At 65.4% G+C, this 24,374-nt stretch carries 18 protein-coding genes; 13 read left to right on the forward strand and 5 right to left on the reverse strand.

Annotation, left to right across the window (positions count from 1 at the left end):
- The first annotated feature begins 13 nt into the window (after positions 1 to 13).
- The 4 genes from RA164_RS00300 to RA164_RS00315 all read left to right on the forward strand — a co-directional run bounded on the left by RA164_RS00300 (position 14) and on the right by RA164_RS00315 (position 5,242).
- Entirely contained in the window at positions 14 to 2,221 is a 2,208-nt protein-coding gene (locus RA164_RS00300; protein ID WP_329741999.1) for an alpha-N-acetylglucosaminidase, read from the forward strand.
- Between the two features lie 72 nt (positions 2,222 to 2,293).
- Positions 2,294 to 3,313: a GGDEF domain-containing protein gene (locus tag RA164_RS00305; RefSeq protein WP_329742000.1), complete on the forward strand. Its 1,020-nt coding sequence runs from the start codon at positions 2,294 to 2,296 to the stop codon at positions 3,311 to 3,313.
- 95 nt (positions 3,314 to 3,408) lie between these two features.
- Positions 3,409 to 3,858 (forward strand): phosphate-starvation-inducible PsiE family protein, encoded by a 450-nt coding sequence (locus RA164_RS00310; RefSeq protein ID WP_329742001.1) that lies wholly within the window; start codon positions 3,409 to 3,411, stop codon positions 3,856 to 3,858.
- A 214-nt stretch (positions 3,859 to 4,072) separates the two neighbouring features.
- On the forward strand, positions 4,073 to 5,242 hold the full coding sequence (locus RA164_RS00315) for a carbohydrate porin (protein WP_329742002.1): 1,170 nt from the start codon (positions 4,073 to 4,075) through the stop codon (positions 5,240 to 5,242).
- A gap of 39 nt (positions 5,243 to 5,281) precedes the next feature.
- Here the strand turns inward: RA164_RS00315 and RA164_RS00320 are convergent, their stop codons facing one another.
- Both RA164_RS00320 and RA164_RS00325 read right to left on the reverse strand, forming a co-directional pair.
- A complete protein-coding gene (locus RA164_RS00320) occupies positions 5,282 to 5,872 on the reverse strand; it encodes a cation diffusion facilitator family transporter (RefSeq protein ID WP_329742003.1) in 591 nt (196 codons plus the stop codon).
- A gap of 125 nt (positions 5,873 to 5,997) precedes the next feature.
- On the reverse strand, positions 5,998 to 9,120 hold the full coding sequence (locus tag RA164_RS00325; RefSeq protein ID WP_329742004.1) for a beta propeller repeat protein: 3,123 nt from the start codon (positions 9,118 to 9,120) through the stop codon (positions 5,998 to 6,000).
- 332 nt (positions 9,121 to 9,452) lie between these two features.
- Here RA164_RS00325 and RA164_RS00330 point away from each other — a divergent pair, with 332 nt between their 5' ends.
- Both RA164_RS00330 and RA164_RS00335 read left to right on the forward strand, forming a co-directional pair.
- The gene (locus tag RA164_RS00330) at positions 9,453 to 10,676 is read left to right on the forward strand and encodes a DUF418 domain-containing protein (protein WP_329742005.1); all 1,224 of its coding nucleotides are present in this window, start codon (positions 9,453 to 9,455) and stop codon (positions 10,674 to 10,676) included.
- A gap of 39 nt (positions 10,677 to 10,715) precedes the next feature.
- Entirely contained in the window at positions 10,716 to 11,099 is a 384-nt protein-coding gene (locus tag RA164_RS00335) for a hypothetical protein (RefSeq protein ID WP_329742006.1), read from the forward strand.
- Between the two features lie 59 nt (positions 11,100 to 11,158).
- On the opposite strand, the gene RA164_RS00340 is transcribed toward RA164_RS00335, so the two are convergent.
- From RA164_RS00340 to RA164_RS00350, 3 genes are all read right to left on the reverse strand, one after another.
- Positions 11,159 to 12,085, reverse strand: a complete 927-nt coding sequence (locus RA164_RS00340; protein WP_329742007.1) for a Dyp-type peroxidase — start codon at positions 12,083 to 12,085, stop codon at positions 11,159 to 11,161.
- Positions 12,086 to 12,194: 109 nt separating this feature from the next.
- Positions 12,195 to 12,344, reverse strand: a complete 150-nt coding sequence (locus RA164_RS00345) for a hypothetical protein (RefSeq protein ID WP_329742008.1) — start codon at positions 12,342 to 12,344, stop codon at positions 12,195 to 12,197.
- Positions 12,345 to 12,443: 99 nt separating this feature from the next.
- Positions 12,444 to 12,791: a hypothetical protein gene (locus tag RA164_RS00350; protein WP_329742009.1), complete on the reverse strand. Its 348-nt coding sequence runs from the start codon at positions 12,789 to 12,791 to the stop codon at positions 12,444 to 12,446.
- 373 nt (positions 12,792 to 13,164) lie between these two features.
- Here RA164_RS00350 and RA164_RS00355 point away from each other — a divergent pair, with 373 nt between their 5' ends.
- From RA164_RS00355 to RA164_RS00385, 7 genes are all read left to right on the forward strand, one after another.
- A complete protein-coding gene (locus RA164_RS00355) occupies positions 13,165 to 15,312 on the forward strand; it encodes a putative bifunctional diguanylate cyclase/phosphodiesterase (protein WP_329742010.1) in 2,148 nt (715 codons plus the stop codon).
- Positions 15,313 to 15,653: 341 nt separating this feature from the next.
- Positions 15,654 to 16,664, forward strand: coding sequence for an AraD1 family protein (gene araD1 / locus RA164_RS00360; RefSeq protein ID WP_329742011.1), 1,011 nt, complete (start codon positions 15,654 to 15,656; stop codon positions 16,662 to 16,664).
- 12 nt (positions 16,665 to 16,676) lie between these two features.
- Positions 16,677 to 18,113 (forward strand): aldehyde dehydrogenase family protein, encoded by a 1,437-nt coding sequence (locus tag RA164_RS00365; RefSeq protein WP_329742012.1) that lies wholly within the window; start codon positions 16,677 to 16,679, stop codon positions 18,111 to 18,113.
- A 135-nt stretch (positions 18,114 to 18,248) separates the two neighbouring features.
- Positions 18,249 to 19,676 (forward strand): sugar porter family MFS transporter, encoded by a 1,428-nt coding sequence (locus RA164_RS00370; RefSeq protein WP_329742013.1) that lies wholly within the window; start codon positions 18,249 to 18,251, stop codon positions 19,674 to 19,676.
- A gap of 117 nt (positions 19,677 to 19,793) precedes the next feature.
- Complete coding sequence (locus RA164_RS00375; RefSeq protein WP_329742014.1) at positions 19,794 to 20,942, forward strand: aldose epimerase family protein; 1,149 nt, start codon at positions 19,794 to 19,796, stop codon at positions 20,940 to 20,942.
- 11 nt (positions 20,943 to 20,953) lie between these two features.
- Positions 20,954 to 22,054, forward strand: a complete 1,101-nt coding sequence (locus RA164_RS00380) for a family 43 glycosylhydrolase (protein ID WP_329742015.1) — start codon at positions 20,954 to 20,956, stop codon at positions 22,052 to 22,054.
- A 5-nt stretch (positions 22,055 to 22,059) separates the two neighbouring features.
- On the forward strand, positions 22,060 to 24,216 hold the full coding sequence (locus tag RA164_RS00385; protein ID WP_329742016.1) for an MGH1-like glycoside hydrolase domain-containing protein: 2,157 nt from the start codon (positions 22,060 to 22,062) through the stop codon (positions 24,214 to 24,216).
- The last annotated feature ends 158 nt before the right edge of the window (positions 24,217 to 24,374 follow it).

A 24,374-nucleotide genomic window follows, 5' to 3' on the forward strand; every position in this document is an offset into this window, starting at 1 on the left:
CGGGGAGTCAACGATGCGCCATACCGCCAGCATGCTTGCCTGGGTCGTATGCGCTATCGCGATAGCGATGCCAGTGGTCGCTCACGGCAAGGCCGCGCCGGCCTTCGACGTGGCGCCTGCGCGCGGCGTGATCCAGCGGCTGGTGCCGGGCCTGGCCGCGCAGATCCGGCTGGGCACGCTGCCGGCCGACCGGGGGCACGAGCGTTTCCGCATCGCCGACGAGCATGGTGCGATCAGTGTGCGCGGCAGCTCGATCAGCGCGCTGCTGTACGGGGTGAACTGGTATCTGAAATACGTGGCCAGGGTGCAGATATCCACCGACGGCGACCGGCTCGGGCACTTCACCCGGTGGCCGTTGCCGGACCACGTGATCGAGCGCGAGACGCCGTATCGCTACCGCTATGCGCTGAACGAGAACACCTCCGGCTACAGCACGCCGTACTGGCACTGGGCGCGCTGGCAGCACGAGATCGATGTGATGGCTCTGTCCGGCATCAATGCGATGATCGTCGAGCGTGGCAGTGCGGCAGTGCTGTATCGCACCTTCCGCGACTTCGGCTATTCCGATACGGCGATCCGCCGCTGGCTGACCCAGCCGGCGCACCAGAACTGGCAGCTGATGGGCAACCTGTGCTGTTTCGACGGACCGATGAGCCAAGCGCTGATGGACCGGCGCATGCACTCGGCGCAGCGCATCATCCGGCGCCTGCGTGCGCTGGGCATCACGCCGGTGCTGCCGGGTTTCTACGGCATCGTGCCGGCCGACTTCGCCACGCGCTTCCCGCACAGCCACGTGATTCCGCAGGGCCGCTGGGCCGGGTTCATTCGGCCGGGCTGGCTGGATCCACGCGACCCGATGTTCGCGCGCATCGCCGCCGACTACTACAGGCACCAGCGCGAACTGTTCGGCGACAGCTCGATCTACGACATGGAAGTGTTCCAGGAAGGCGGCACCTCCGGCGACGTGCCGGTGGGGCCCGGTGCGCATGCGGTGCAGGCCGCACTGGAGCGAGCCCATCCGGGGGCGTCGTGGATGATGCTGGCGTGGCAGGGCAATCCGCGCCAGGCGCTGCTTTCGGGCGTGGACCGCGCGCACCTGCTGATCGTCGACATCGACCACAACCGGGTGCGCCGCGATCATCGCTGGAAAGACTTCCAGCACGCGCCGTTCCTGTTCGGCGGCATCTGGGAATTCGGGGGGCGCACCACCCTCGGTACCGATCTGGCCAACTACACCACCCGCCTGCCGCGGATGGCGCGCACCAACCCGAACATGGTCGGTACCGCGGTATTCACCGAGGGGCTGGACACCAACCCCTTCATCTTCGACCTGTTCACCGAGATGGCCTGGCATCGCGCGCCGGTGGATGCCCGGGTGTGGACCGCCGCGTATGTGCGGCGCCGCTACGGCGCGGCCGACCCGCACGCGCTGGCGGCCTGGCGCATCCTGCTGCGCACGGCCTACGCGCTGCGCACGCACAGCGTCGTGTTCAACAGCGAGCGCGACGCAGCGCAGGAATCCCTGTTCGACGCCCAGCCCAGCCTCGACGCGAAGCAGGCGTCGCACTGGTCGCCCGAGTCGATGCGCTACGACCCGGCAGAGTTCAGAGGTGCGCTCACGCAGCTGCTGGAGGTCGCGCCCGCGCTGCGCGACACCGCGACCTACCGCTACGACCTGGTCGACGTCGCCAGGCAGGCGCTGGCCAACGAAAGCCGTGTGCTGCTGCCGCGGATAAAGGTCGCCTTCGACGCGAGGGACCGCCCGCGATTCGAACGTCTCAGTGCACGCTGGCTGCAGCTGATGGATCTGCAGGACGCGCTGCTCGCCACCGACCGCCACTTCCTGCTGGGCAGCTGGCTGAAGCACCTCGAAGGCTGGGCCAGCAGTCCGGCCGAGCGGGCGAAGCTGCAGTACGACGCGCGTTCGCTGCTGACCACCTGGGGCCACCGCCAGGCCAGCGAGGGTGCCGAGCTGCACGACTACGGCAACCGCGACTGGGCCGGACTGACCCGCGACTACTACCGCCGTCGCTGGCAGCTGTATTTCGCTGCGCTGGACGACAGTCTGCGCAGCGGCAAGCCGGTGCGCAGGATCGACTGGTACGCCTTCGGCGAGGCCTGGAACCGCCGCGACACGGTCTATCCGGACCGGCCGCTCGGGAACAGTCATGCGGTCGCGCTGCAGGTGGCGCAGGCACTGGGCGTGGCGCCATCGCCGTAAGGCCCGGGTCGGCCGTTGGCAGGGTCGAAAGCAGTGTATTGTCTGCCGACGCCCTGCTCCGAGAACCCGGCCATGAACACCACGTCAACGACCCGATTCACGCCCGAGTACGATGCCTTTGCCTTTGGCGACGACCAGGCGGTCTACAAGACCTTGCTGGAATCGACCAACGCCATTCCCTGGAAAATCGACTGGACAAGCATGCGGTTCGCCTACATCGGTCCGCAGATCGAGCCGTTGCTGGGCTGGGAGCAGGGCAGCTGGGCCACCGTCGAGGACTGGGCCATGCGCATTCATCCGGACGACCGCGAGCGGGTGGTGAACTTCTGCGTGTCGCAGTCCAAGGCCGGCGTAGACCACGAAGCGGACTACCGCGCGCTGACCAGCGACGGCGGTTATGTCTGGATCCGCGACGTGGTGCATGTGGTCCGTACCGAGGATGGCGAGGTCGACTGCCTGATCGGTTTCATGTTCGACATCAACGAGCGCAAGAAGGCCGAGGACGAACTGCTGCGGCTGCAGAAGGAACTCGAACAGCTTTCCCTGACCGACGGCCTGACGGGTATCTCCAACCGGCGCATGTTCGACCAGCGGCTCGACGTGGAATGGAGCGAGTCCAGGCGCAGCGGCAAGCCGCTGTCGCTGATCGTGCTGGACCTGGACTACTTCAAGCAATACAACGACTGCTACGGGCACATCGCCGGCGACGCGTGTCTGAAGGCCGTCGCCGGCGTGCTGAAAGATGTTGCCGGACGGCCGCGTGACGTGGTGTCCCGCTTCGGTGGCGAGGAGTTCATCCTGCTGCTGCCGGAAACCGACGAAGCCACCGCACGCGCGCTGGCCGAGGAGTGTGCCGAACGGATTCGCCAGCTGCGTATCGACCATGCACAATCGGCGGTCGGCGACTACGTGACCGCCAGCTTCGGCGTCGGCACCACCGTGGCCGCCAGGACCGAGGCCAGCGACTACGTCGAGCAGGTCGACCGGCTGCTGTATGCCGCCAAGCGCAACGGCCGGAACCGGATCGAGGCGGCCCGGCTGCATCTGACGCAGGCACCCGACGAGGATCCGGCCGCGCTGGTGACGCACTAGCGCGCCACGCCGCAGGTGCGGGCCGGTTGCGCCATGCCGTGGTCTGCGGCTGCCCGGCCGATGGCACAATAGGCGATCGACAGGGGGCCTCGACGATGAATGAAAAGAACCTGCGGCGCCTGATCCTGGGCGCCTACGACACCACCATCGACATCATCGTGATCGGCCTGGTGCTGACCATGCTGGTGCTGCTGGTGTTCGCCTTCGTCGACGTGCTGATCACCTTGTTGCACCTGATTCCGACGATACGCGGCGGCGCGCTCGACGAGGGCGATTTCCGCGACATGGTGACGAGCGTGCTGGACGTGTTCGTCATCATCGAGCTGTTCAGCACGTTCATCGATTACGTCAAGGAACGGCGCATACGGATTACCCGCCTGATCGACGTCACGGCGGTTTTCGTGCTGCGCGAAATGCTCATCAAGGTCTACGCCAAGGCGTTTTCCACCAACGAGCTGCTGGTGCTGGCCTTGCTGTTGCTGGTGCTGGTGATCGCGCGCAGTGTGACCGGACGGTTTCCGCCCAAATCGCGCGACGAGGTATAGACGCGGCCCGCATCGGACTGTTTCACCGGCATCCTCGATGGGGGTGTTATCTTGACCGGGTCATGACCGGCGCAACGCCGATGCGGCCGCGCACCCCTGCCTCACACCCGCCTGACTGATGCCGATCCATCGCCGCTCCCTGTCGCGCATCGCTGCGACCGTACTCGCCGCCGGGCTCGCGACTCTGTCCGGGCCATGCACGGCGACGGCGACCGTGGATACTCCACTGAAACCCGGCGTGGCCCTGCTGTCCAATGCCTACGACAACCTCAGCGGCGGCCAGCGGAGCGGACTCACCGGGCTGTGGAATCTCTACGGTTCGCTGCGCTACAAAGCCGTATCGGGGCCGGCCGCGGGGCATCTGAGCGCGTTTGCCCAGGTGCTGGCCAGTCGCGGCGGTTTCCCCAGCAGCTATACCGGCGATGCGCAAGGCACCAGCAACATCGAAGCGCCGCATCTCACCCGCGTCTACGAGGCCTGGGTGCAGTACAACGGGCGGCATTCGCGCTGGTCGGTGTTGTTGGGCCGCTACGACCTCAACAGCGAGTTCGATCGCCTGCAGACCGCGTCGTTGTTCCTCGACAGCTCGTTCGGCGTGGAACCGGCGTTCTCGCAAAGCGGTGGCGGCGGGCCGTCGATTTTTCCGCGTCCACGCATGGCGCTGCGGGTCGCGCTCAAGCTTGCACACGGTGTGGTCTGGCGTAGCGCGGTGGTGCAGGGTGGCGTGCCGCTGGACCGGAGCCTGCCGCCTGCGGCCGAGCGCGCGCGCTTCGGCGACGCACTCTTCGTTACCGAGCTGGCGCTGCTGCGGCGTGGCCCGGTGGAAGATCCGAAGGCGGGCGATCCGGTCGACGACATGATCGGGCGACAGGCACGTCTGCCGCCCTACAGCGGCAAGCTGGCGCTCGGTGCCTGGCGCTACGCCCGGCGCCAGATCTGCCTTGAGCCATCGATCGCTGCGCGCGCGTGCACGGCCAGCGGAGCCTACCTGCTGCTCGACGATCCGCTGCTCCAACGGATCGGCACGGCGGGGCGGCAACTGGCCGCGTTCGCCCAGCTCAGTGTGGCCAGCGGTGCGGCGGATCGCTTCCACCGCTATGTCGGCGTGGGCCTGTCGCTGACCCCCTTGTTCGATGCCGGTGCCGACGACGCGCTGGGGCTGGCCGTGGCCACCGTCTGGAATGGCCGCCCCTATCTGCGCGCGCAGCATGCGCTGGCGCAGCCGGTTTCGTCGGACGAGCGCATCTACGAACTGACCTATCAGCGCAGCATCGGCGCACACCTGACCGTGCAGCCGGACCTGCAGTACGTGGTGCATCCGGATACCCGCAGCGACGTGCCCGATGCCCTCGCGCTGCAGTTCGAGGTGCAGCTCAGTTACTGAGCCGGGTGCGGTCCAGGTCGTCGGCGAAGTGCCAAGCCATCAAGCGCGTCGCGCCTCGCGCAGGATGCCAGCCGCTTCCCTGATCACATAGAGTGCGATGGCTGTGCCGATCACCAGGTCGGGCCATGGCCGGTGCCACCACCAGACCAGCATGCCGGATGCGATGACGGCCAGGTTGGCGACGACATCCGTGCGGGTGAAAAGCCACGTGGCGCGAAGGTGCACCTCGCCCTGGCGAAAGCGCTGCAACAGCACCAGCACGGTGGCGTTCACCAGCAGCGAGAGGCAGGCCACCGCCATCATCCATCGCCCGTCCGGCGTGCTGCCGTTGAACGCCCGCCAGGCGACGCCGAGCAACACGCTGGCGCCGAGCACCGACAGCAGCGAACCGCTGAGCGTGGCGGCACGGGCCTTGAAGGCATGGCTGCGATGCACGGCCATCAGGGCGATGCCATAGGCTGTCGCATCGGCAAGCATGTCCAGCGCGTCGGCGAGCAGGCCCATCGACTGGGCGACCAGGCCGGCGACCAGGCCGATCACGAACATCGTGGCGTTCAGGGCCAGGGCGATGCGCAGGATGCGGCGCTCCGCCGCGTTCGTGGCCTCGGCGTGGCAGCCGCAGTCGCTCATGCGTCCCGCTCTCCGTTGGCGGCGATCAGCGCCGCCGCATGGCCGTGCAGGACCGGATGGCACGGCAGGTGTGCCATCCGGTTCGCAGGCCCGGCCCGCTTACATGGCATGTACGCGGGCCACGGTCATTTGCCGCAGCTCAGCGACGGGATCGCGGCGGCAGCCTGTCCGCCGGTCGATGGCTGCGCATTCCAGGCGCTGGCGGTGGCGTTGAAGTCCCCGCACAGCTCGCGGTAGGTGCGGTACAGCGATGCGGTGGGCGCGCCCTGGGCGGTGTAGTTGATCATGCCCAGCAACGCGGCCGCTTGACCGTTGATCCGGCTGAAGCTGGTGTCGCCCTTGACCGGCGGTACGGCGTAGGGTCCGCCGGACAGACCGATGGTCGCATCGGCCAGGGTGCCGGTGAGCTTTGCGATCTGCTGCTTCGAGGCCTGCGCTTCGTGACCGTTCGACAGCAGCGCGGTGCCGCGGTCGTAGGCGCGCCGGCTGGCGGCGATGACGGTGATGACCTTCTGCGCGAGCGCCAGTTGCTTGCGCATGCCCGCCTGGTCGGCCGGCGACAGCTTGATCCGCGGGTCCGGCACCAGCGTCAGCGGCTGCGTATAGGACTGGCCGTCGACGGTCAGCTTCACCAGGTAATGGCCGGGCAGGGCCATCGGTCCCTGCGGCACGAACGGGGTCTCGTGCGGTACCGCGCCCATCGACTGGTCGAAGTACAGCGCCGGCGGTGTCGCGTAGCGCAGGTTCCAGGTCACCCGATGTGCGCCGGCCGTGGCCGGCAAGGGCCGGTGCCGGCCGATCCAGAACGCCGGCGCCGGCGGCGCGGGCTGATCCAGCGCCGGAATCGGCGCGTTCGAATAGGTATGCACCACCGCACCCTTGTCATCGACAATCTGCAGCAGCACGTGCTGCGCCGGCTGCTTGAGGTAATAGTCGATGACGGCACCCTGCGGCGGATTTTCCGCGTGCGGAACCTCGGGCGGGAACGGCGTGTCCTGGTTGACGTTCGCCTGCACCAGCACCGCTGGCCGGGGGCGGAACATGTGCACGGCCTGGTCGGCGGTGGCGGCGGTCATCTGTTCCAGCGGGGAGATGTCGTCGAGGATCCAGATGGCACGGCCGTAGGTCGCGGCGATCAGGTCGCCGTCGTGGATCTTCAGGTCCGTGTAGGCGGTGGTCGGCAGGTTCAGCCGCAGCGACTGCCAGTGGTCGCCATCGTCGAACGACACGTATACCGACGTTTCGGTGCCGGCGAACAGCAGGCCGTGACGGTGCGGGTCGTCCCGCACCACCCGCACGAAGCTGCCGGTCGGCTGGTCGGTCGGTAGGCCGGTCACGATCGGCTGCCAGGACTTGCCGTAGTCGCGCGTGCGATAGATGTGCGGCGCGTCGTCGCCCGTCGCCGAGGCGTCCACGGCGGCATAGGCTTCGGCCGGGTCGACCCGGGACGCCTGGATGTTGACGATGCCATGGATGGAGATGCCGGGAGGCGTCACGTCCTGCCAGTGCTGGCCGTCGTCGCGGGTCAGGTAGATCACGCCGTTGTTGCTGCCGGTCCAGATCACCCCGGCCTGCAGGCGCGACGGCGACAGCGACACGATGGCGTCGCCGTGGTGCACGCCCTTCGGCGGCGGCACCGGGTCCTTGCCGGGGTGCGCGGTGAGGTCCGGGCTGATCTTCGTCCAGTGGTCGCCACCGTCACGCGTGCTCCAGACGTTCTGCGTGCCGTAGTAGAGGGTGTGCGGATGCTGCGGCGAGAACACGATGGGTGGCGAGATGGCTCGCCGGTAGTCGGTGTCGCTGACAGCGCTGATCGCGCCTACGCCCGGGTCGACGATGCGCGCGCCCCAAGTCCGGCGGTCCAGCTTCTGCAGGAAGCCCATGTTGCCGCTGCTGAAAATGACATTCGGATCGGTCGGGTCGAGAGCCTCGAAACCAGTTTCCCAGCCCGGCAGCGGGAACCAGTCGAGGTTGGAGACCTCGCCCATCGGGCCGCGGCTGGCCACGGCGACCGCGCCACTGTCCTGCTTGGTGGCATAGACCCAGTAGGGAAAGCGGTTGTCGGTGGCGATGCGGTAGATCTCCGCGGTGGGCTGGTTGTACCAGAGGCTCCAGGTGTGGCCGCTGTCGAGGCTGATCGATGCGCCCTGGTCGCCGCCGTACACGATGTGCCTGGGATCAGTCGGGTCGATCCACCACTGGTTCGGATCGTCGCCACCCGGCGCACCCTTGAACGCCACCAGCGTGTGGCCGCCGTCGGTGGAGCGGTACACGCAGGTGCCCATGGTGTAGACCACGTCCGGATTGGCCGGGTCGACCAGCACCTGCTTGCTGGACGTATAGATGGTCTTCGTGGCGAGCGACCAGTGCTCGCCGCCGTCGTTCGAGCGGTACAGCCCGTGCTGGTTCAACAGGTAGACGCGCTGCGAGTGGGTGCCGTTGGCGACGGCGGTGGGCCCGGCCATCGCCGGCAGGCCGTGGCCCTGCAGCTTGGTCCAGGTCAGGCCCTCGTCGGTGGATTTGTACAGCGTGCGCGGTGCCGGGTGCTTGAACAGCGAATAGCCGGTGGTGCCGGGCGGGTGGTAGGTCTGCGCCACCGTGGCGAAGACCACGCGCGGGTTGTCGCTGGCCCAGGACAGGTAGGTGGCGCCGAAATTCGGCTCGGCGGCCAGCACCAGTTGCCAGCTGCGCCCGCCATCGGTGCTGCGGAACACGCCGCGCTGGCCGCCCTGCTTGTGCTGCGTGCCGCGCACGGCGGCCAGCAGTAGGTCGGGGTTGTGCGGGTCGACCAGCAGCCAGCTGATGGCGCCGACATGTTTCAGGCCGGTGTTGTGCCAGGTCACGCCGGCGTCGGTCGATTTCCACAGCCCGCTGCCGTACTGCACACCGAAGACGCTGCCGGTGCCCGCGTAGATGACCGACGGCTTGGACGGCGCCACGGCCAGCGCGGTGATGCCGCGGATCGCATGCACGGCATCGGTGACCGGGTGCCAGGTCACGCCGGCGTTCTCGGTCTTCCAGACACCGCCGTTGTCGGTACCCACGTAGCCGAGCGCCGGTTGTCCGGGTACACCGGCGACCGAGTCCACCTTGCCGGCGATGAACGGGCCGATGTTGCGCCAGTGCATGCCCTGCAGCAACGACGGACTCACTTGGGCCTGCGCCACGGGTGCGAAACAGAGGGTGGCGGCGATCAACGCCACGGGTCCGATGGCACGGACCGCATTCATTCCAAACCGCAGGGTCATGGCAGGCAGGCTCCAGATTCGATGTGTGGCTGTGCGTCGACGGTTTGCACGGCATGCGAGAGACTTATCGTGTCGAGTATAAGCGCGCCGTGGCACGGACATGCCGGTGTTGCGACAGATCGACGCCAGTTCAAATGCCGAACTGGCGACATGCGCACATGCCGGGTGTGCATGCCCTGTCTTGCGGCGCGTGCAGAGATCGTCGTCGATCAGCATGCCGGCGAGTATGATCGGCCCCCGGTTGCTGTCCGGTGCAGGTCGACCACCCGCGCAGACACCGTGATGTGGCATGCAGAAACGTCAATGAGAACGGTCTTGCCCAAGGATCATTCATGACACGTGGAAGTGCGTCGTTGTGTTCACCCACCGATGCCGTGGTACGACCCGTTGCGGACAGGGACCGCATCCGCTCCATCGACATACTTCGTGGCATCGCCCTGTTCGGCGTGCTCGTGGTCAACCTGGTCGACGAGTTCCGGGTATCGTTGTTCCGGCAGTTCCTTCCGCATCGGCCCTCGCCGTTTCCGCTTGAACATGCCCTTGCGCAGGGCATCTCCATGTTCGTCGAGATGAGAGCATTTGCGCTGTTCTCGATACTGTTCGGTGTCGGGCTGGCAATCCAGTTCGAACGGCTGGCCCGCAGCGGGTCGCGGCTGCGTCTGCTGCTCCGGCGCCTGCTGGTATTGCTGGCCATCGGCCTGGTGCATCTGCTGCTGATCTGGAACGGGGACATCCTGACCGAGTACGCGCTGGCAGGTTTCGTGGTCCTGCCGTTCCTGTGGCTGCCGACAAGGGCCGCAGTGCTCGTCGCCATGGGCCTGCTGGCTTTTTACACGGCGATCCCAGCCCTTGCACTGCCGATCGCCTGGCCTTCCGCGGTGTGGCTGCAACAGCATGTCATGGCGGCAAACCACGTCTATGCGACCGGCGGATACGGAAGCATCGTGCGCTTCAGCTGGGGCGAGCTGCCCTACATCTTGCCGCTGCACGAGAATGTATTTCCACGCACCCTGGGGCTGTTCCTGCTTGGCATGGTGGCGTGGCGTAGTGGTGTGCTGCGGGAACCGCATCGGTACCGGCGACGGCTGTCGGCGGTGGCGGGCGTCGGGCTGATACTGGGTACGCTGATGGGTTTGCCGGAGGCACTACCCGCAATGGCACCCTGGCTTGCGTCCGCCGCGACAAGAGCCTGTCTCTCGAACGCAGCCAATGTCCTCATGGGCCTGGGATATGGAGCGACGGTCATCGTGCTGGTCGAGTTCACCCGCGCTTCGCGCGTGCTCGGGATCTTCGCGCCGCTTGGCCGCATGGCCTTTACTAATTACCTGATGCAGTCCGTGATCTTCAGCTGGGTGTTCTACGGCTACGGACTGGGTTGCTTCGGTCGAATGGGCCTGCTCGAGGCGCTTGCTCTTGGCCTTGCTGTCTACGTTGGCCAGATCGTCCTCAGTGCGATCTGGCTGCGCCGATACCGATTCGGTCCCATCGAGTGGCTGTGGCGTACCCTGATGTACGGTGTCCGCCAGCCGATGCTGATGCCCGGAACCGCTGGATAACGACTCGTCAAACAAGACTGGCTCGCAAGGAGGTGTGAGATGAAACGTTTCGTCACCGCTGTACTGTGCCTTTGTGTTGCGATCGCGGCATCGGCAGGTACGCCATCATCGGTCCAGTTCAGCGGGCTGGTGCGCAGCAACGATGGCATGCCCACGCGCTTCGACCTCGACGTGCCAACCGGCCAGCAGGTGACCCTGATCATGGGCGACGGAACCCGGCTGGAACTGGCTGCATCGGGTAGACGCGGCCATGCCCGGACCCCGATGGCGCAGCTGGTGTCGGCCAAGGGGAAGGTTCTGCACACGGCGACCTTCACCAAGCATGGCGTTGCCGTGGTTTCCCTCGACTACGTGGTGTGCGGCAAGCGGGTGATGTACGTCAGCCCGGCGCCTTCAACGATGCCGTCGTGTCACGCCGGGTAAGCGGTGCGCCGACTGCCGCCGATAGCGTCGATTCGCCGGAATGGGCGCAGGCAAAGGCCTCAGTCCAGGGCATCGAGGAACGATGACGAAGGCACGAAGAACAGGCAGCCGGTAACGGCGCGGCTGTAGTCCAGCAGCCGGTCGTAGTTGCCCGGAGGGTTGCCGACGAACATGTTGTCCAGCATCCGCTCGATCCGGCTGGGCGACCGTGCATAGCCGATGAAATACGTGCCGAACTCACCCTTGCCCGCATCGCCGAAGGGCATGTTGTCGCGCAGGATATCCAGCTCCTCGCCATTCTCCTCGATCGTGGTGAGGACGTTGTGCGCATAGGGCGCTTTCTCGGCGTCCGCGAACTCGATGTCCGAAAGCTTGGTCCGGCCGATGATCCGTTCCTGCGTTTCGACGGCCAATGCGTTCCAGCGGCTCAGGTCGTGCAGGTACTTCTGCACGATCACATAGCTGCTGCCGCTGAAGGCGGGGTCTTCGTCGCCGATGAGCGTGGCGTCGAGTGCGGCCTGGTCCACCGGGTTTTCGGTGCCATCGACGAAACCGAGCAGGTCGCGTTCGTCGAAGTACTTGAAGCCATGCACTTCATCGGTCATGGCGACGGCATCGCCCAGCCGCATCACGATTTGCGTCGCCAGCTCGAAGCACAGGTCCATGCGCATGGCGCGAATGTGGAAAAGCAGGTCCCCGGGCGTGGAGACCGCATGATGCTGGCCGCGGATTTCCCGGAACGGGTGCAGCTCTTTCGGCCGAGGCGTGTCGAACAGCCGATCCCAGGCCACCGAGCCGATGCCTGTAATGCACGACAGCATGCCCTCGGGAGAACGGAAGCCGACGGCCCTGGTCAGGCTGGCGATATCGCTGCATAGCGACTTTGCCGTCTGGGCATGCGCGGGTTCGGGCTTCAACGTCACGACCAGGAAGATGGCGGCACGCGTCAGTTTGGATGTAACGGGTTGTGGCGTGGTCGATGACATGTACTGGTCCTCCGATGCCCAGGGCATCCACAGCCTAGCGCATGCAAAATTGCGTGCGTAAAGCCAGCGTGAGCCGCGAATTACCGGGTATACAGGCTGCCGCCCATGGTCAGTTCATGGCGGTTGCCGTTATCCATTCCGACCGGCGCAGCGCACCGGGCCGTACCGCGAAACGACGCTGGATGGCGCGGCTCAGGGCGGCTTTGGACTGGTGGCCGGCATCTGCCGCGATGTCGGCCAGCGCATCGTTCGTCTGCATGATGCGGTTGCGCGCGACTGCAGCATAAAAACACGCGTGCGCCGGGCATGGCGCACGCGTGTGCGGTACGAGCTTTCCACGCACACTGGACGCAGGCGCTCAGTGGCCGATCTGCTGGCTGTTCGCGTTGAGTTGCTGGTTCATGGTTCTCTGCTGCGATTTGGTGATATAGCCGCCGTTGACCTTTGCGTCGGCGCGCTGCTGCTGCACCACAGAGCGGTCACTGGCACGTATCGCGTGCGCCTGGGCGTGGGTGAGCTCTCCCTCGCGGACCTGGTGAGTAATGCGACGGTTCTGCCGATGGGTGCGGTCGACCAATTGGTCACGACGCGGATGCCGATGATCGAAACGGTGGTCGTGGCGCTCACCCGCCATGCCTGGCGCGGCGACCGCAATCGCGGTCAGGCCCAGAAGGATCAGGCAGCTGAAACGAGTCGAAAGGCGCATTGTGATTTCCCCGCTGAAGGGAGCCGTGGGCTCCGGTGCCAGCTGGGAACGCGGTCGAAGCGCGGGCGTTGACCGGGCGTGCTTTTCGCAGGCCTGTCGTTCATGTTTGCTTTGCCACGTCCTGCGCGCTGATCTGACTGGCCATCGCACCCGAGGCCATGCCGGTCGCCTGGCAGGTGGCACCGGGCGTCGATACCGACCATGATCGCATCCGATGCATCGATTTCGACGTATACATAACAGCCGAGCAAGCTGAACGGATTCAAGCCCATGGCATCGATGCCGATAGTATCTGTATAGCTACGTACCGATCCCGTATCCAGCCCGAAGCACGACCGGTTGGACCGCCAACGTTCCGACCGATTGAATCCCCATGGCCACAGCCCTGATGCATCCGACCTACGACCCCTACGTGGTCGGGCTGTCCCTGCTGATCGCGACCTATGCGTCCTATGTGGCGCTGGACGTAGCCCGCCGGGTACACGAGAGCGACGCCTACGCCAAGCGGCTGTGGACCATCGGCGGCGGACTGGTGATGGGCTCGGGTATCTGGTCGATGCACTTCGTCGGCATGCTGGCCATGTCGCTGCCCATCGTGGTGACCTACGACCCGTGGCTGACCCTGGCGTCCTGGCTCGCCGCCGTAGCGGTTTCGGCGACGTCGCTGCGGATCGCCTCCGGCGAACGGCTGGCGCGTCGCACCCTGGTCGCCGGCGGCGTCGGCATGGGACTAGGTATCTGTGTCATGCACTACATCGGCATGATGGCGATGCAGCTGGTCCCGGCCGTCGAATGGAATGACTGGCTGGTAGCGGCGTCGGCGCTGATCGCCGTCGGTGCCTCGGCGACGTCACTGTTGATCTTCTTCGGTCTGCGCCGCCTGCATGGGTTGCGTCGTGCGCAGGCGCAGGCCGGCGCCGCGCTGGTCATGGGCGTGGCGATCTGCGGCATGCACTACACCGGTATGGCCGCAGCCAGTTTTCCCGCGGGCGCCCACTGCATCGATGTCAACGGGCTGGGTGGCCACAGCCTTGTCGCGATGGTGGTGCTGGCCAGCGTGGTACTGCTGTCGATGACCCTGTTCACGTCGATCATCGACACGCGCCTGCGTACCCGCGCGCAATATCTGGCCACGTCATTGCAGGAGGCCAACCAGGAGCTGGCTGGCGCCAATGAGGCACTGCAACGCATGGCGTACTGCGACCTGCTGACCGGGCTGGCCAACCGGACGCTGCTGGAAGAACGCCTGGCAGCCGCCCTGGACAAGGTCGATCGGCGCATGGCCATGCCCGGCAAGCGTCCGCTGAGCCGTGCGGCCCTGCTCTTCATCGATCTCGACGGCTTCAAGCCGGTGAACGACAGCTACGGCCACGCCGCCGGTGACGAGGTGTTGCGCCAGGTTGCCGCCCGTCTGCTGGGCGTGGTGCGAGGCATGGACACGGTGGCGCGCATCGGTGGCGACGAGTTCGTGCTGCTGCTGGAAGACGTCAGCGGCAACGCCGACGCGGTGGCCATGGCGGAGCGCATCCTGGATGTGCTCGCGGAGCCCTACCGGTTAACCGGGCGCGAGGCTGGCTTGTCCTGTTCGATCGGCGTGGCGCTGTATCCGGAGCATGGCGACCGCAGCCAGTTGACGTTGCACGCCGACGCGGCGATGTACGCGTCCAAACGCGCTGGCGGCAACACCTACGCGGTCTACGAGCCGCACATGCACAGCAGCGCCAGCGAGCAGATGGTCCTACAGCAGGCGCTGCGCGGTGCCATCGCCCGCGACGAGCTCAGCCTGTATTACCAGCCGAAGATGAGTCGCAGCGGTGAGCCGGTGGGGATGGAAGCCCTGTTGCGCTGGCATCACCCTGAGCTGGGCACGGTCGACCCCGATGTTTTCATTCCCCTGGCCGAGCGCTTCGGCCTGATCGTCACGATCGGCGACTGGGTGATCGAGGAAGCCTGCCGCCAGCTGGGCGAGTGGCTACGCGATGGCTTCCGGACCTGCGTGGCGATCAATCTGTCGGCCTACCAGCTGCGTCAACCGGATCTGGTCGAACGCCTGCGCGCAGCGCTGGCTCGTCACGGCGTCGATCCCGCACAACTGGAATGCGAGGTCACCGAAACAGTAGCGATGGAGGACACCGCATCCACCCAGCGCATCATGCGCGAACTGGGCGAGCTGGGTGTGTCGCTGTCGATCGACGACTTCGGCACCGGCTATTCCAGCCTGTCCTACCTGCGCCAACTACGCGTCCAGCAGCTGAAAATCGACCGCAGCTTCATCCGTGACCTGGACAGTTCCACCGACGCCCATGCGGTGGTCGACGCGGTGATCCGGCTGGCCCATTCGCTGGGCCTGAAGGTGGTGGCCGAAGGCGTGGAAACCACGGCCCAGCAGCTTGCCCTGCTCGACATGGGCTGCGACGAGCTGCAGGGGTTCCTGTTCGCGCGGCCAGCACCGGCCAGTGCGCTGAACCTGAAGACCGCTAACTTGTCGGCTGCCAGCCAGCCTCTGGCCGTCACCCCCTAAAGCACGCGCCACCGCACAAGGGCGTGCGGCCATGAGGTCTGCGGTGGCTTCCATCGCCGTGACCAGCGCACGGCGGCATGCCGGGTCAGATGCGGCAATGACGTCGCCGCGCCCGCAGAAAATCCTGCACAGATTCAATCCGCGACGTGCCCTTTCACGGATCAGTGGCGAGCGCTCGCTCACGACATGTCATTAATCGTATGCATCAGCAAAAAAATGATATTTGTTGTGTATACATGCGCACACCAGAATGAGGAATGAGCGGATCAGGTGTGGTCGGATGCTGGTGACCGGGTGAAACACCGTTCTGCGCCAGCAGACAGACAAAGCAGGGTCGACGCATGCGCCTCATTCAGTTTTTGGACGATACCCATGCTCCTCGCGTGGGCCAGGTTTCTCCCGATGGAACGACGGTGCGCGAAGTCACCGGGCATGCTTCGGTCTACGATCTTGCAAGTTATGCCCTGGCCCATCAGCGGTCGCTTGATGATCTCGTGGCCGCACACCTGGGCGGGCGGAGCTACGACTACGCAAAGCTCCTCGATGAGTTGCGCGTGCTTGCGCCGCTCCGGCATCCGGACCCGGCTCACTGCCTGGTGACCGGTACCGGCCTCACCCATACGGGCAGTGCGTCGGCTCGTGATGCCATGCACCAGAAGCAGGCCGCCGCCGGTGACGATGATGCATCGCTGACCGATTCGATGCGGATTTTCCGCTGGGGGATGGAAGGTGGTCGTCCGACGGATGGTCGCCCCGGCGCGCAGCCGGAGTGGTTCTACAAGGGCAATGGCGACATGGTGGTTGCACCGGGTGCACCCCTGCATTCCCCCGCTTTTGCACTCGATGGCGGCGAGGAGCCCGAACTGGTCGGCCTCTACCTGATCGACGGGGAAGGCTGTCCACGACGGATTGGTTTTGCCCTGGGCAACGAGTTTTCCGATCACGTCACCGAGCGTCAGAACTACCTCTATCTCGCGCATTCCAAACTGAGGCAGTGCGCCATCGGCCCCGAGATCTGGACCGGGCCGCTTCCCGCCGATCTGCGTGGCACCAGCCGCATCCGTCGCAACGGCAACGTCATCTGGGAAAAGCCGTTCCTGACCGGTGAGGCCAACATGTGCCACTCGCTGGCAAACCTCGAATACCACCATTTCAAATACGCCGCGCATCGACGCCCTGGCGACGTGCACATGCACTTCATGGGCACTGCGACGCTGAGTGTTGCCGACGGCATTCGAACCGAACCCGGTGACGAGTTCGAGATCGACCTGCCGGCGCTTGGTGCCGCTCTGCGCAATCCGCTGAAAGTCGCCGACGCCGAGTTCGCGATGGGCGACGTACGACCGCTGTAGGAGCTTGACCCGATGACGCAGAAATACGAGAGCTACATCGCCGGCCGCTGGGTCGGTGGCAAGAGCTTTTCGCCGGATGAAAACCCTTCCGATCTGGACAACCCGGTCGGCGAGTTCGCCGATGCCGACGCGGCGGATGTGGCAGAAGCCGCTGCAGCCGCCAAGGTCGCCCAGCGAGCCTGGGCTGCAACGACCCCGCAGCAGCGCGCCGATATTCTGGACCGGATCGGCAGCGAGATACTGGCGCGCAAAGAGGAGTTGGGTCGGCTGCTGGCGATGGAGGAAGGCAAGCGCCTGCCCGAGAGCATGGGCGAGGCCGCACGCGCCGGACAGATCTTCAAGTTCTTCGCGGGCGAAGCGCTGCGTATTCCCGGTGAACGCCTGGCCTCCACCCGCCCTGGGGTCGATATCGAGATCACCCGCGAGCCGGTCGGGGTGGTGGGCATCATCGCTCCCTGGAATTTCCCGCTGGCCATTCCGGCGTGGAAGATCGCGCCGGCGCTCGCCTATGGCAACAGCGTGGTGTTCAAGCCCGCCGAGTCGGTGCCGGCCTGTGCCTGGGCGCTGGCCGAGATCATCAGCAGGGCCGGCGTTCCCGACGGCGTGTTCAATCTCGTCATCGGCACTGGCGGCGTGGTGGGCAAGGCGATCGTCGACGCGCCCGAGATCGATGCGCTGAGCTTCACCGGCTCCGTTGCCACGGGAAACCGCTTGCTGCAGGACGCCGCGGCGCGGGGCCTGAAGATCCAGCTCGAGATGGGCGGCAAGAATCCACTGGTGGTGATGGCCGACGCGGATCTTGATCAGGCCGTGCGATGCGCCATCGATGGAGCATTCTTTTCCACCGGCCAGCGCTGCACGGCATCGAGCCGCCTGATCGTCGAGCGCCCGGTCTACGACGCCTTTGTTGAGCGCATGCAGAAAGCGATGCAGGCGCTCAAGGTCGGGCCGGCTCTGGCTGGCGACACCGATATCGGGCCGGTCGCCAGCGCCCGGCAATTCGAACAGGATCGGTCCTACATCCAGATTGGCAGGGATGAGGGCGCCCGGCTGCTGTGGGGCGGGGAGACGGTCGACGTGGGGCCGCGGGGCTACTACCTGCAGCCGACCTTGTTCGAGGCACGCCCGGATCACCGGATCAGCGTCGAGGAAATTTTCGGTCCGGTGGCCTGCGTGATGCCTGCCGACGATTACGAGCACGCATTGAGTCTTGCCAACGACACCCGATACGGCCTGTGTGGCGGAATCTGCACCACATCGTTGCGGCACACTACGCATTTCAAGCGGCATGCGCAGGTTGGCATGGTCATGGTCAACCTGCCCACGGCAGGTGTCGATCCGCATGTTGCGTTCGGTGGACGGAAGGGATCCAGCTATGGCCCGCGCGAGCAGGGCCGCTACGCCGCCGAGTTCTACACCACGGTGAAAACTGCTTACACCGCAGCTTGAGGCCAACGATCGAGATGATAACGTCCGTCTGACGGACATGGCGTACCCAGTCCGCAGTCACCCATACCAAAAGAAAGAAAAATAGCGTTGCTCTGCCCCGGGGGGTGGCTAACGCATCCATGAGGGGAGAGTGAAATGGATCAAGCAGGTGGAAACGACACCGTGGCACTGGGCGGCATGGCGAAGGCCGCCCACCCGAAGAAAATCCCGATCATCTACATCGTCGGGCCAATTGCCGCGCTGGCAGGCCTGCTGTTCGGCATGGATATAGGCATCATCTCCGGTGCGTTGCCGCTGATATCCAAGACCTTCAACGCGTCCGACACCATTCAATCTTCCGTGGTGGCTGCGATGATGGCCGGCGCGGCACTGGGTGCGGCCGGTGCGGGCTGGCTGTCGCACCGTTTCGGGCGCCGTACCACCTTGCTGATAAGCGGCCTCGTGTTTGCCCTTGGCGCGGTCGGCTGCGCGCTGGCCGCGAGCGCCTACATGCTGATCGGCATGCGCGCGGTTCTTGGCATGGCGGTCGGCATCTCCTCCTACATCGCACCGATCTACCTGTCCGAAATCGCACCGGAAAAAAGCCGTGGAGCGCTGATCTCGGGCTATCAGCTCTGCATCATGCTGGGCATCCTGGTGGCTTATCTCGTCGATGCCGCGCTGAGCTACTCGGGCAACTGGCGCTGGATGCTGGGTTCCATGGCGCCACCGGCGCTGCTGATGGTACTGGCCATGCTGTTCCTGCCGCGCAGCCCTCGCTGGCTGATGTCCAAGCAGCGCGAGGACGAGGCCATGAGCACCCTGCTCACCTTGCGCCAACACGATCACGATATGGCGCGAGTGGAGATGGTCGCGATCCGCGAGAGCCTGGCCGTGGAGGGCAGCGGCCTGCGGCTGTTCCTCAAGAACGCCAATTTCCGCCGTTCCACCTTCCTGGGCATGCTGCTGCAGGTGATGCAGCAACTCACCGGCGCCAACGTGATCCTGTATTACGCACCGAGGATCCTCGGCATGGTCGGCATCACCACCGGCACCGAACGGATGTGGGGCACCGTGGCCATCGGTGCGCTGATGACGCTGGCCACGTTCATCGCCGTGGGCCAGGTCGATCGCGCCGGCCGCAAGCCGCTGCTCTACATCGGCTACAGCGTGATGGGCGCCTGCATGCTCGGCATGGGCATCCTGTTCAAGGTCGGCCTGGGCGGCAGCGCCACTGCTTATATCGCCATCGGCCTGCTGGTGGCCTTCGTGATCAGCTATGCCATGTCTGCCGCGCCGGTGATGTGGATCCTGTGCTCGGAAATCCAGCCGCTGAAGGGCCGCAACTTCGGCGTGTCGGTATCGACGGTGACCAACTGGGTGAGCAACACCTTTGTCGGCTTCACCTTCCTGCTATTGCTCGACTCCGTCGGCACCAGCCAGACCTTCTGGATGTATGCCGCACTCAACGTGCTTTTCATCTTCCTGGTCTACCGCTTCCTGCCCGAGACCAAGGGTGTGGCGCTGGAGCATATCGAACGCAAACTGATGTCCGGCACCCGGCTGCGCGATATCGGTGTCTAGGCCTGCGGGGATGGACCTGCGTCCGTCCCCGCAATCGTTTTCGGTGCGTGCAGTGATGTCGGTCGATCGGGCCGGTGCCGCGAAGCGGGTGCCGTTGGTGACAAGGAGTGATCTGTGATGCAGATGTATCGACGTATTCTTGGCGTGTCTCTGGCGGGCGTCCTGCTGATGCCTGCGCTGGCGCTGGCCGCCACGGCGCAAAAGTCGCTGTTCGGCACGCTTCCGGACGGAAGGGCAGTGGACGCGGTGACACTGGATAACGGACATGGTATCCGCGTGCGGGTGATCACCTTCGGCGCACGCGTCCAGTCCATCGTCACCCCCGATCGCAACGGCCACCCCGCCGACATTGCGCTGGGTTACGGCAGCCTGGAGGGCTACCTCGGCAAACGCCAGTTCTTCGGCGCCACGGTGGGCCGTTTCGCCAACCGCATCGCCAAGGGACGCTTCACCCTCGACGGCAAGACCTACCAGCTGCCGACCAACGACGGTCCCAACTCGCTGCATGGCGGAACCAAGGGCTTCGACATGCAGCTGTGGAAGATCCTTTCGATCAAGCAGGGCAAGGCCGCCAGCGTCAGCATGCGCTACGTCAGTCCCGATGGCGACCAGGGATATCCCGGCACGCTGACAGTGACCGCGACCTACACGCTTTACCCCGATGACCGTCTGACGATCGACTACCAAGCCACCACCGACAAGCCGACCATCGTCAACATCTCCAACCACACCTACTGGAACCTCAACGGCGAGGGCTCCGGCACGGTCTTCAACCAGCGGATGATGATTCCCGCGGCGCAGATCACCCCGGTCGACGCCACCCAGATTCCGACCGGTGCGTTCCGCGACGTCGCCGGTACGCCGTTCGACTTCCGCAAGGCCAAGCCGATCGGGGCGGATATCCACGACGGTCATTCCAGGCAGCTGCTGATCGGCCTGGGCTACGACATGAACTGGGTGATCAGTCGCCAGGCCAGCGCCAAGCCGCGCCTGGTGGCACGGATCGTCTCGCCGAGCAGTGGCCGCGTGCTGAGCCTGTACTCGCGCAAGCCCGGCCTGCAGTTCTATTCCGGCAACTTCCTCAACGGTTCGACCGTCGGCATTTCCGGTCATACGTATCGGCAGGGCGATGCTTTCGTGCTTGAACCGCAGCTGTTCCCGGATACGCCCAATCACCCGAACTTCGGCTCGGCCCGACTCAACCCCGGCCAAGTCTACCGTAACCGCATTACCTACCGGTTCTCGACCGTGGGCGCCGGGCGCTGAAGGGGCGGCGCATGTCTGCATGTCGATCCATGCCGTTGCGGCAGGCCGCTTCGATCCTTCGTGGGCTTACCGGCGCCGTGCTGCTTGGCGCGTTGTCGATCGGCACCCCGGCGGCCCACGCCGATGCTCCGGTCATCCCGCTCGGCAAGGTCATCGTCCACGACCCGATGATGATACGTGACGGGGCTATCTGGTACTTGTACGGAACTGGCCGCGGCATCCCTGTCTACAGCTCCGCCGACCTAGTTCACTGGCACCCGCGACCGCGAGTGTTCCAGGCGGCGCCGGCCTGGGCGCACCGCACCATCAAGGGCTTCGACGGCTCGATCTGGGCGCCCGAAGTAGCACATGTCGACGGCCGCTACGTGCTGTATTACGCAGTGTCGGCATTCAAGAAGAACACCTCGGCCATCGGCGTGGCCACCAACGTCACCCTGGACAGCAGCTCGCCGCGCTATCACTGGGTCGACCACGGCATCGTGGTTCAGTCGATGCCGTATCGCGACCTGTGGAATGCGATTGACCCGGCGGTGATCCGCGGACGCGACGGTGGCCTGTGGATGGCTTTCGGCTCGTTCTGGGCGGGCCTGAAAATGGTGAAGCTGCGGGCCGACGGTCTGCGACTTGCCACGCCGCAGCAGTGGTATGGCATCGCCCGCCGCGAACGTCCGCCGTTCTTCCCGGAAACGCGTCCGGGCCCGGCTGCCGAGGAAGCGCCGTATGTGTTCCGCCATGGTGGCTGGTATTACCTGTTCGTGTCCTGGGACTACTGCTGCCGGGGCGTGAAGAGCAACTACAAGGTCATGGTGGGCCGCTCGCGCAGTGTGCACGGCCCCTATGTGGATCGCAGCGGCAAACCCATGGAACAGGGTGGCGGCACGCTCGTGGTCGGTGGTGATGCACTGTATCCGGGCGTCGGCGGCAACGGCGTGATCACCTCCGGGGGCACCGACTATCTGGTTTTCCACGCCTACGATGCCAGCGACCATGGCATGCCCAAGCTGAAGATCAAGGCATTGCACTGGAGCGCCGATGGCTGGCCGTCGGTAAGCCAGGCAGAACTTGATCGCCCTGGCCTGGGCAGGAGCGGGCACACCGGCACCGCGAAGTAACCGTCATGTCCGCATCGCCCGACACCCCATCGCGCAGGCGCTTCATGAAGCTGGCGGCGGGCGCGACGTTCGCGCCATTGCTGGTCGGGACGCGGAACGCCGGCAGCACGCCGACCGGTGCCGCCGATCATGACGGCGCGGAAGCGCCAGCGCCAGCAGAGTGGGGCGACGGAACCCGGGTACTCGATCACCAGCGTCTGGCCGAGGCGCACTTCGGCAATGACGCGCCTTGGTACCTGGACAATATTCCGTTCTTCGAAGCGTCCGACGCCCGCCTGACGCAGGTCTATTACTACCGCTGGCAGGTGTTCCGCGCGCACATCCGCGATCTCGGCGCACATGGCCATGTGTTCACCGAGTTCCTCGACGCAGTGTCCTGGGAGCGCAAGCCCTACGGCACCCTCAACGACTCGGCCATCTTTCCCATTCACGATGGCCGCTGGTTGCGCGACCGGCGCTACGTGGACCGGTTCATCGATTATCTGTACGAAGGTGGCGGCAACGACCGGCATTTCAGCGAGTCGATTGCCGACGCGGTCCACGCACACTACCTGGTGCACGGCGACGAGCGTCGGGCAGTGCGCCATCTGGCCGCGATGAAGTACGTCTTCAACCGCTGGGATGACCACTACGATTTCGACAAGCGGCTGTACTGGGTCGAGCCGCTTTACGACGCGACCGAATACACGATCGCCTCGATCGATGCCAGCGGCGGCACTGACGGCTTCAGCGGCGGGCAGGCGTTCCGGCCGTCGATCAATACCTACATGTTCGCCAATGCGCGTGCCATCGCCCGGCTGTGCAGACTATCCGGTGACGAGCGCGCGGCCGCCTGGTACACGGGGCGCGCGCAGGATCTGAGAGAGCGTATCGTCAAGGACCTGTGGAACCCCGATTTCCTGCACTTCACCGACCGCTACCAGGTCAGCAACACGCATGTGCACTACTGGGACTTCATCCGCGGGCGCGAGCTGGTCGGCTACCTGCCCTGGTATGCCAATGTGCCACCCGACCGTGGCGGTTACGCACAGGCATGGCGGCACCTGCTGTCGCCGCAGCAACTGCGCGGCGCTTATGGCATGCGCACGGTGGAGCCGTCCTATCCGCACTACATGCATCAGTACCGCTACGACCAGGCCACCGGTCGTCCCGAATGCCAGTGGAACGGACCTGCCTGGCCGTTCCAGACCGCGCAGGCACTGACCGGCATGGCCAATCTGCTCAACGACTACAGCCAGGACGTGGTCACGCCTTCGCACTACGCGATGTTCCTGCGTCAGTTCGCCGACCTGCACATGCTCGATGGTCATCCGGACATCCAGGAGGACTACAACCCGGACACCGGCAGGGTGATCGTCGGCCTGCCGCGAAGTCACCACTACTACCACTCGAGTTTCGTCGACCTGGTGATCAACGGTCTGGTCGGTGTGCGGCCCGGCGAGGGCGACACGCTGGTGGTACGACCGCTGGTGCCGCCGGATGCGTCGGACCCGCACCATCTGGCCTGGTTCATGCTGGAAAACGTGCCGGTGCGTGGTCATCTGCTCAGCGTGCAATGGGACGCCGATGGTCGCCGTTACCAGCGTGGTGCCGGCCTGTCGGTCTACCTCGACGGCAAGCGCGTTGCGCATGCGGCCGGGCTGGCGCGTCTGCAGGTGTCGCTGTCCACGCGCCAGGAACCGACGTCACCACGGCGCATCAACCGTGCCGTCAATGTGTCCGGCAAGGGTTATCCGATTCCCAGTGCCTCGCGCCACACCGATCCGGCCGAGCTGTACGCCGCGGTCGACGGGCGTCTGTGGTTTTTCGACAACATGGTGCGCGGCTGGGGCGTGGATGCCTCGCTCGGCGACGACTGGTTCGCGCTGGAGTTTGCCGGGCCGGTCACGCTCGATGCGATGGAAGCGGCCTTCTTTGCCGACGGCAAGCTGGTCGAGGCGCCGCAGCGCTACGAGATCCAGTATCGCCACCACGGGCAATGGTTCAGCGTGACGCGTACCGACGGTGCCAGCCGGCCGGTGCTTGCCAATGGCGTGGAAACGGCGCGATGGACAGCGGCCACGGCACGCCACTGGCGCCTGCGGTTGTGGCACCGGTCGGCGCTGCGGCTGGTGGACTGGCGGCTGTATTCCAGTAACACCGAGGTCGCGCTCGACGGCTGAGCGATCCGGCATCACATGTCGCACTCAATTCATTGCAAGAACGATATGTTTGAAGGGGAATAATTCATTAGATTGATATATGTCATGCTGACTATGCTTTGAACGTATTCCTGCTTTTGAGCGTATTCACACAAGCAAAGAAGCGGTGTGCTGTTCCG

The sequence above is a fragment of the Dyella sp. A6 genome, assembly GCF_036320485.1.
GTDB classification, from domain to species: domain Bacteria; phylum Pseudomonadota; class Gammaproteobacteria; order Xanthomonadales; family Rhodanobacteraceae; genus Rhodanobacter_A; species Rhodanobacter_A aluminiiresistens.

Bases quoted from the DNA above. Each gene is read 5' to 3' on its own strand.
- RA164_RS00300 (WP_329741999.1), top strand. From the start codon at position 14: ATGCGCCATACCGCCAGCATGCTTGCCTGGGTCGTATGCGCTATCGCG.
- RA164_RS00305 (WP_329742000.1), top strand. From the start codon at position 2,294: ATGAACACCACGTCAACGACCCGATTCACGCCCGAGTACGATGCCTTT.
- RA164_RS00310 (WP_329742001.1), top strand. From the start codon at position 3,409: ATGAATGAAAAGAACCTGCGGCGCCTGATCCTGGGCGCCTACGACACC.
- RA164_RS00320 (WP_329742003.1), bottom strand. From the start codon at position 5,872: ATGAGCGACTGCGGCTGCCACGCCGAGGCCACGAACGCGGCGGAGCGC.
- RA164_RS00325 (WP_329742004.1), bottom strand. From the start codon at position 9,120: ATGACCCTGCGGTTTGGAATGAATGCGGTCCGTGCCATCGGACCCGTG.
- RA164_RS00330 (WP_329742005.1), top strand. From the start codon at position 9,453: ATGACACGTGGAAGTGCGTCGTTGTGTTCACCCACCGATGCCGTGGTA.
- RA164_RS00335 (WP_329742006.1), top strand. From the start codon at position 10,716: ATGAAACGTTTCGTCACCGCTGTACTGTGCCTTTGTGTTGCGATCGCG.
- RA164_RS00340 (WP_329742007.1), bottom strand. From the start codon at position 12,085: ATGTCATCGACCACGCCACAACCCGTTACATCCAAACTGACGCGTGCC.
- RA164_RS00345 (WP_329742008.1), bottom strand. From the start codon at position 12,344: ATGCAGACGAACGATGCGCTGGCCGACATCGCGGCAGATGCCGGCCAC.
- RA164_RS00350 (WP_329742009.1), bottom strand. From the start codon at position 12,791: ATGCGCCTTTCGACTCGTTTCAGCTGCCTGATCCTTCTGGGCCTGACC.
- RA164_RS00355 (WP_329742010.1), top strand. From the start codon at position 13,165: ATGGCCACAGCCCTGATGCATCCGACCTACGACCCCTACGTGGTCGGG.
- araD1 (WP_329742011.1), top strand. From the start codon at position 15,654: ATGCGCCTCATTCAGTTTTTGGACGATACCCATGCTCCTCGCGTGGGC.
- RA164_RS00365 (WP_329742012.1), top strand. From the start codon at position 16,677: ATGACGCAGAAATACGAGAGCTACATCGCCGGCCGCTGGGTCGGTGGC.
- RA164_RS00370 (WP_329742013.1), top strand. From the start codon at position 18,249: ATGGATCAAGCAGGTGGAAACGACACCGTGGCACTGGGCGGCATGGCG.
- RA164_RS00375 (WP_329742014.1), top strand. From the start codon at position 19,794: ATGCAGATGTATCGACGTATTCTTGGCGTGTCTCTGGCGGGCGTCCTG.
- RA164_RS00380 (WP_329742015.1), top strand. From the start codon at position 20,954: ATGTCTGCATGTCGATCCATGCCGTTGCGGCAGGCCGCTTCGATCCTT.
- RA164_RS00385 (WP_329742016.1), top strand. From the start codon at position 22,060: ATGTCCGCATCGCCCGACACCCCATCGCGCAGGCGCTTCATGAAGCTG.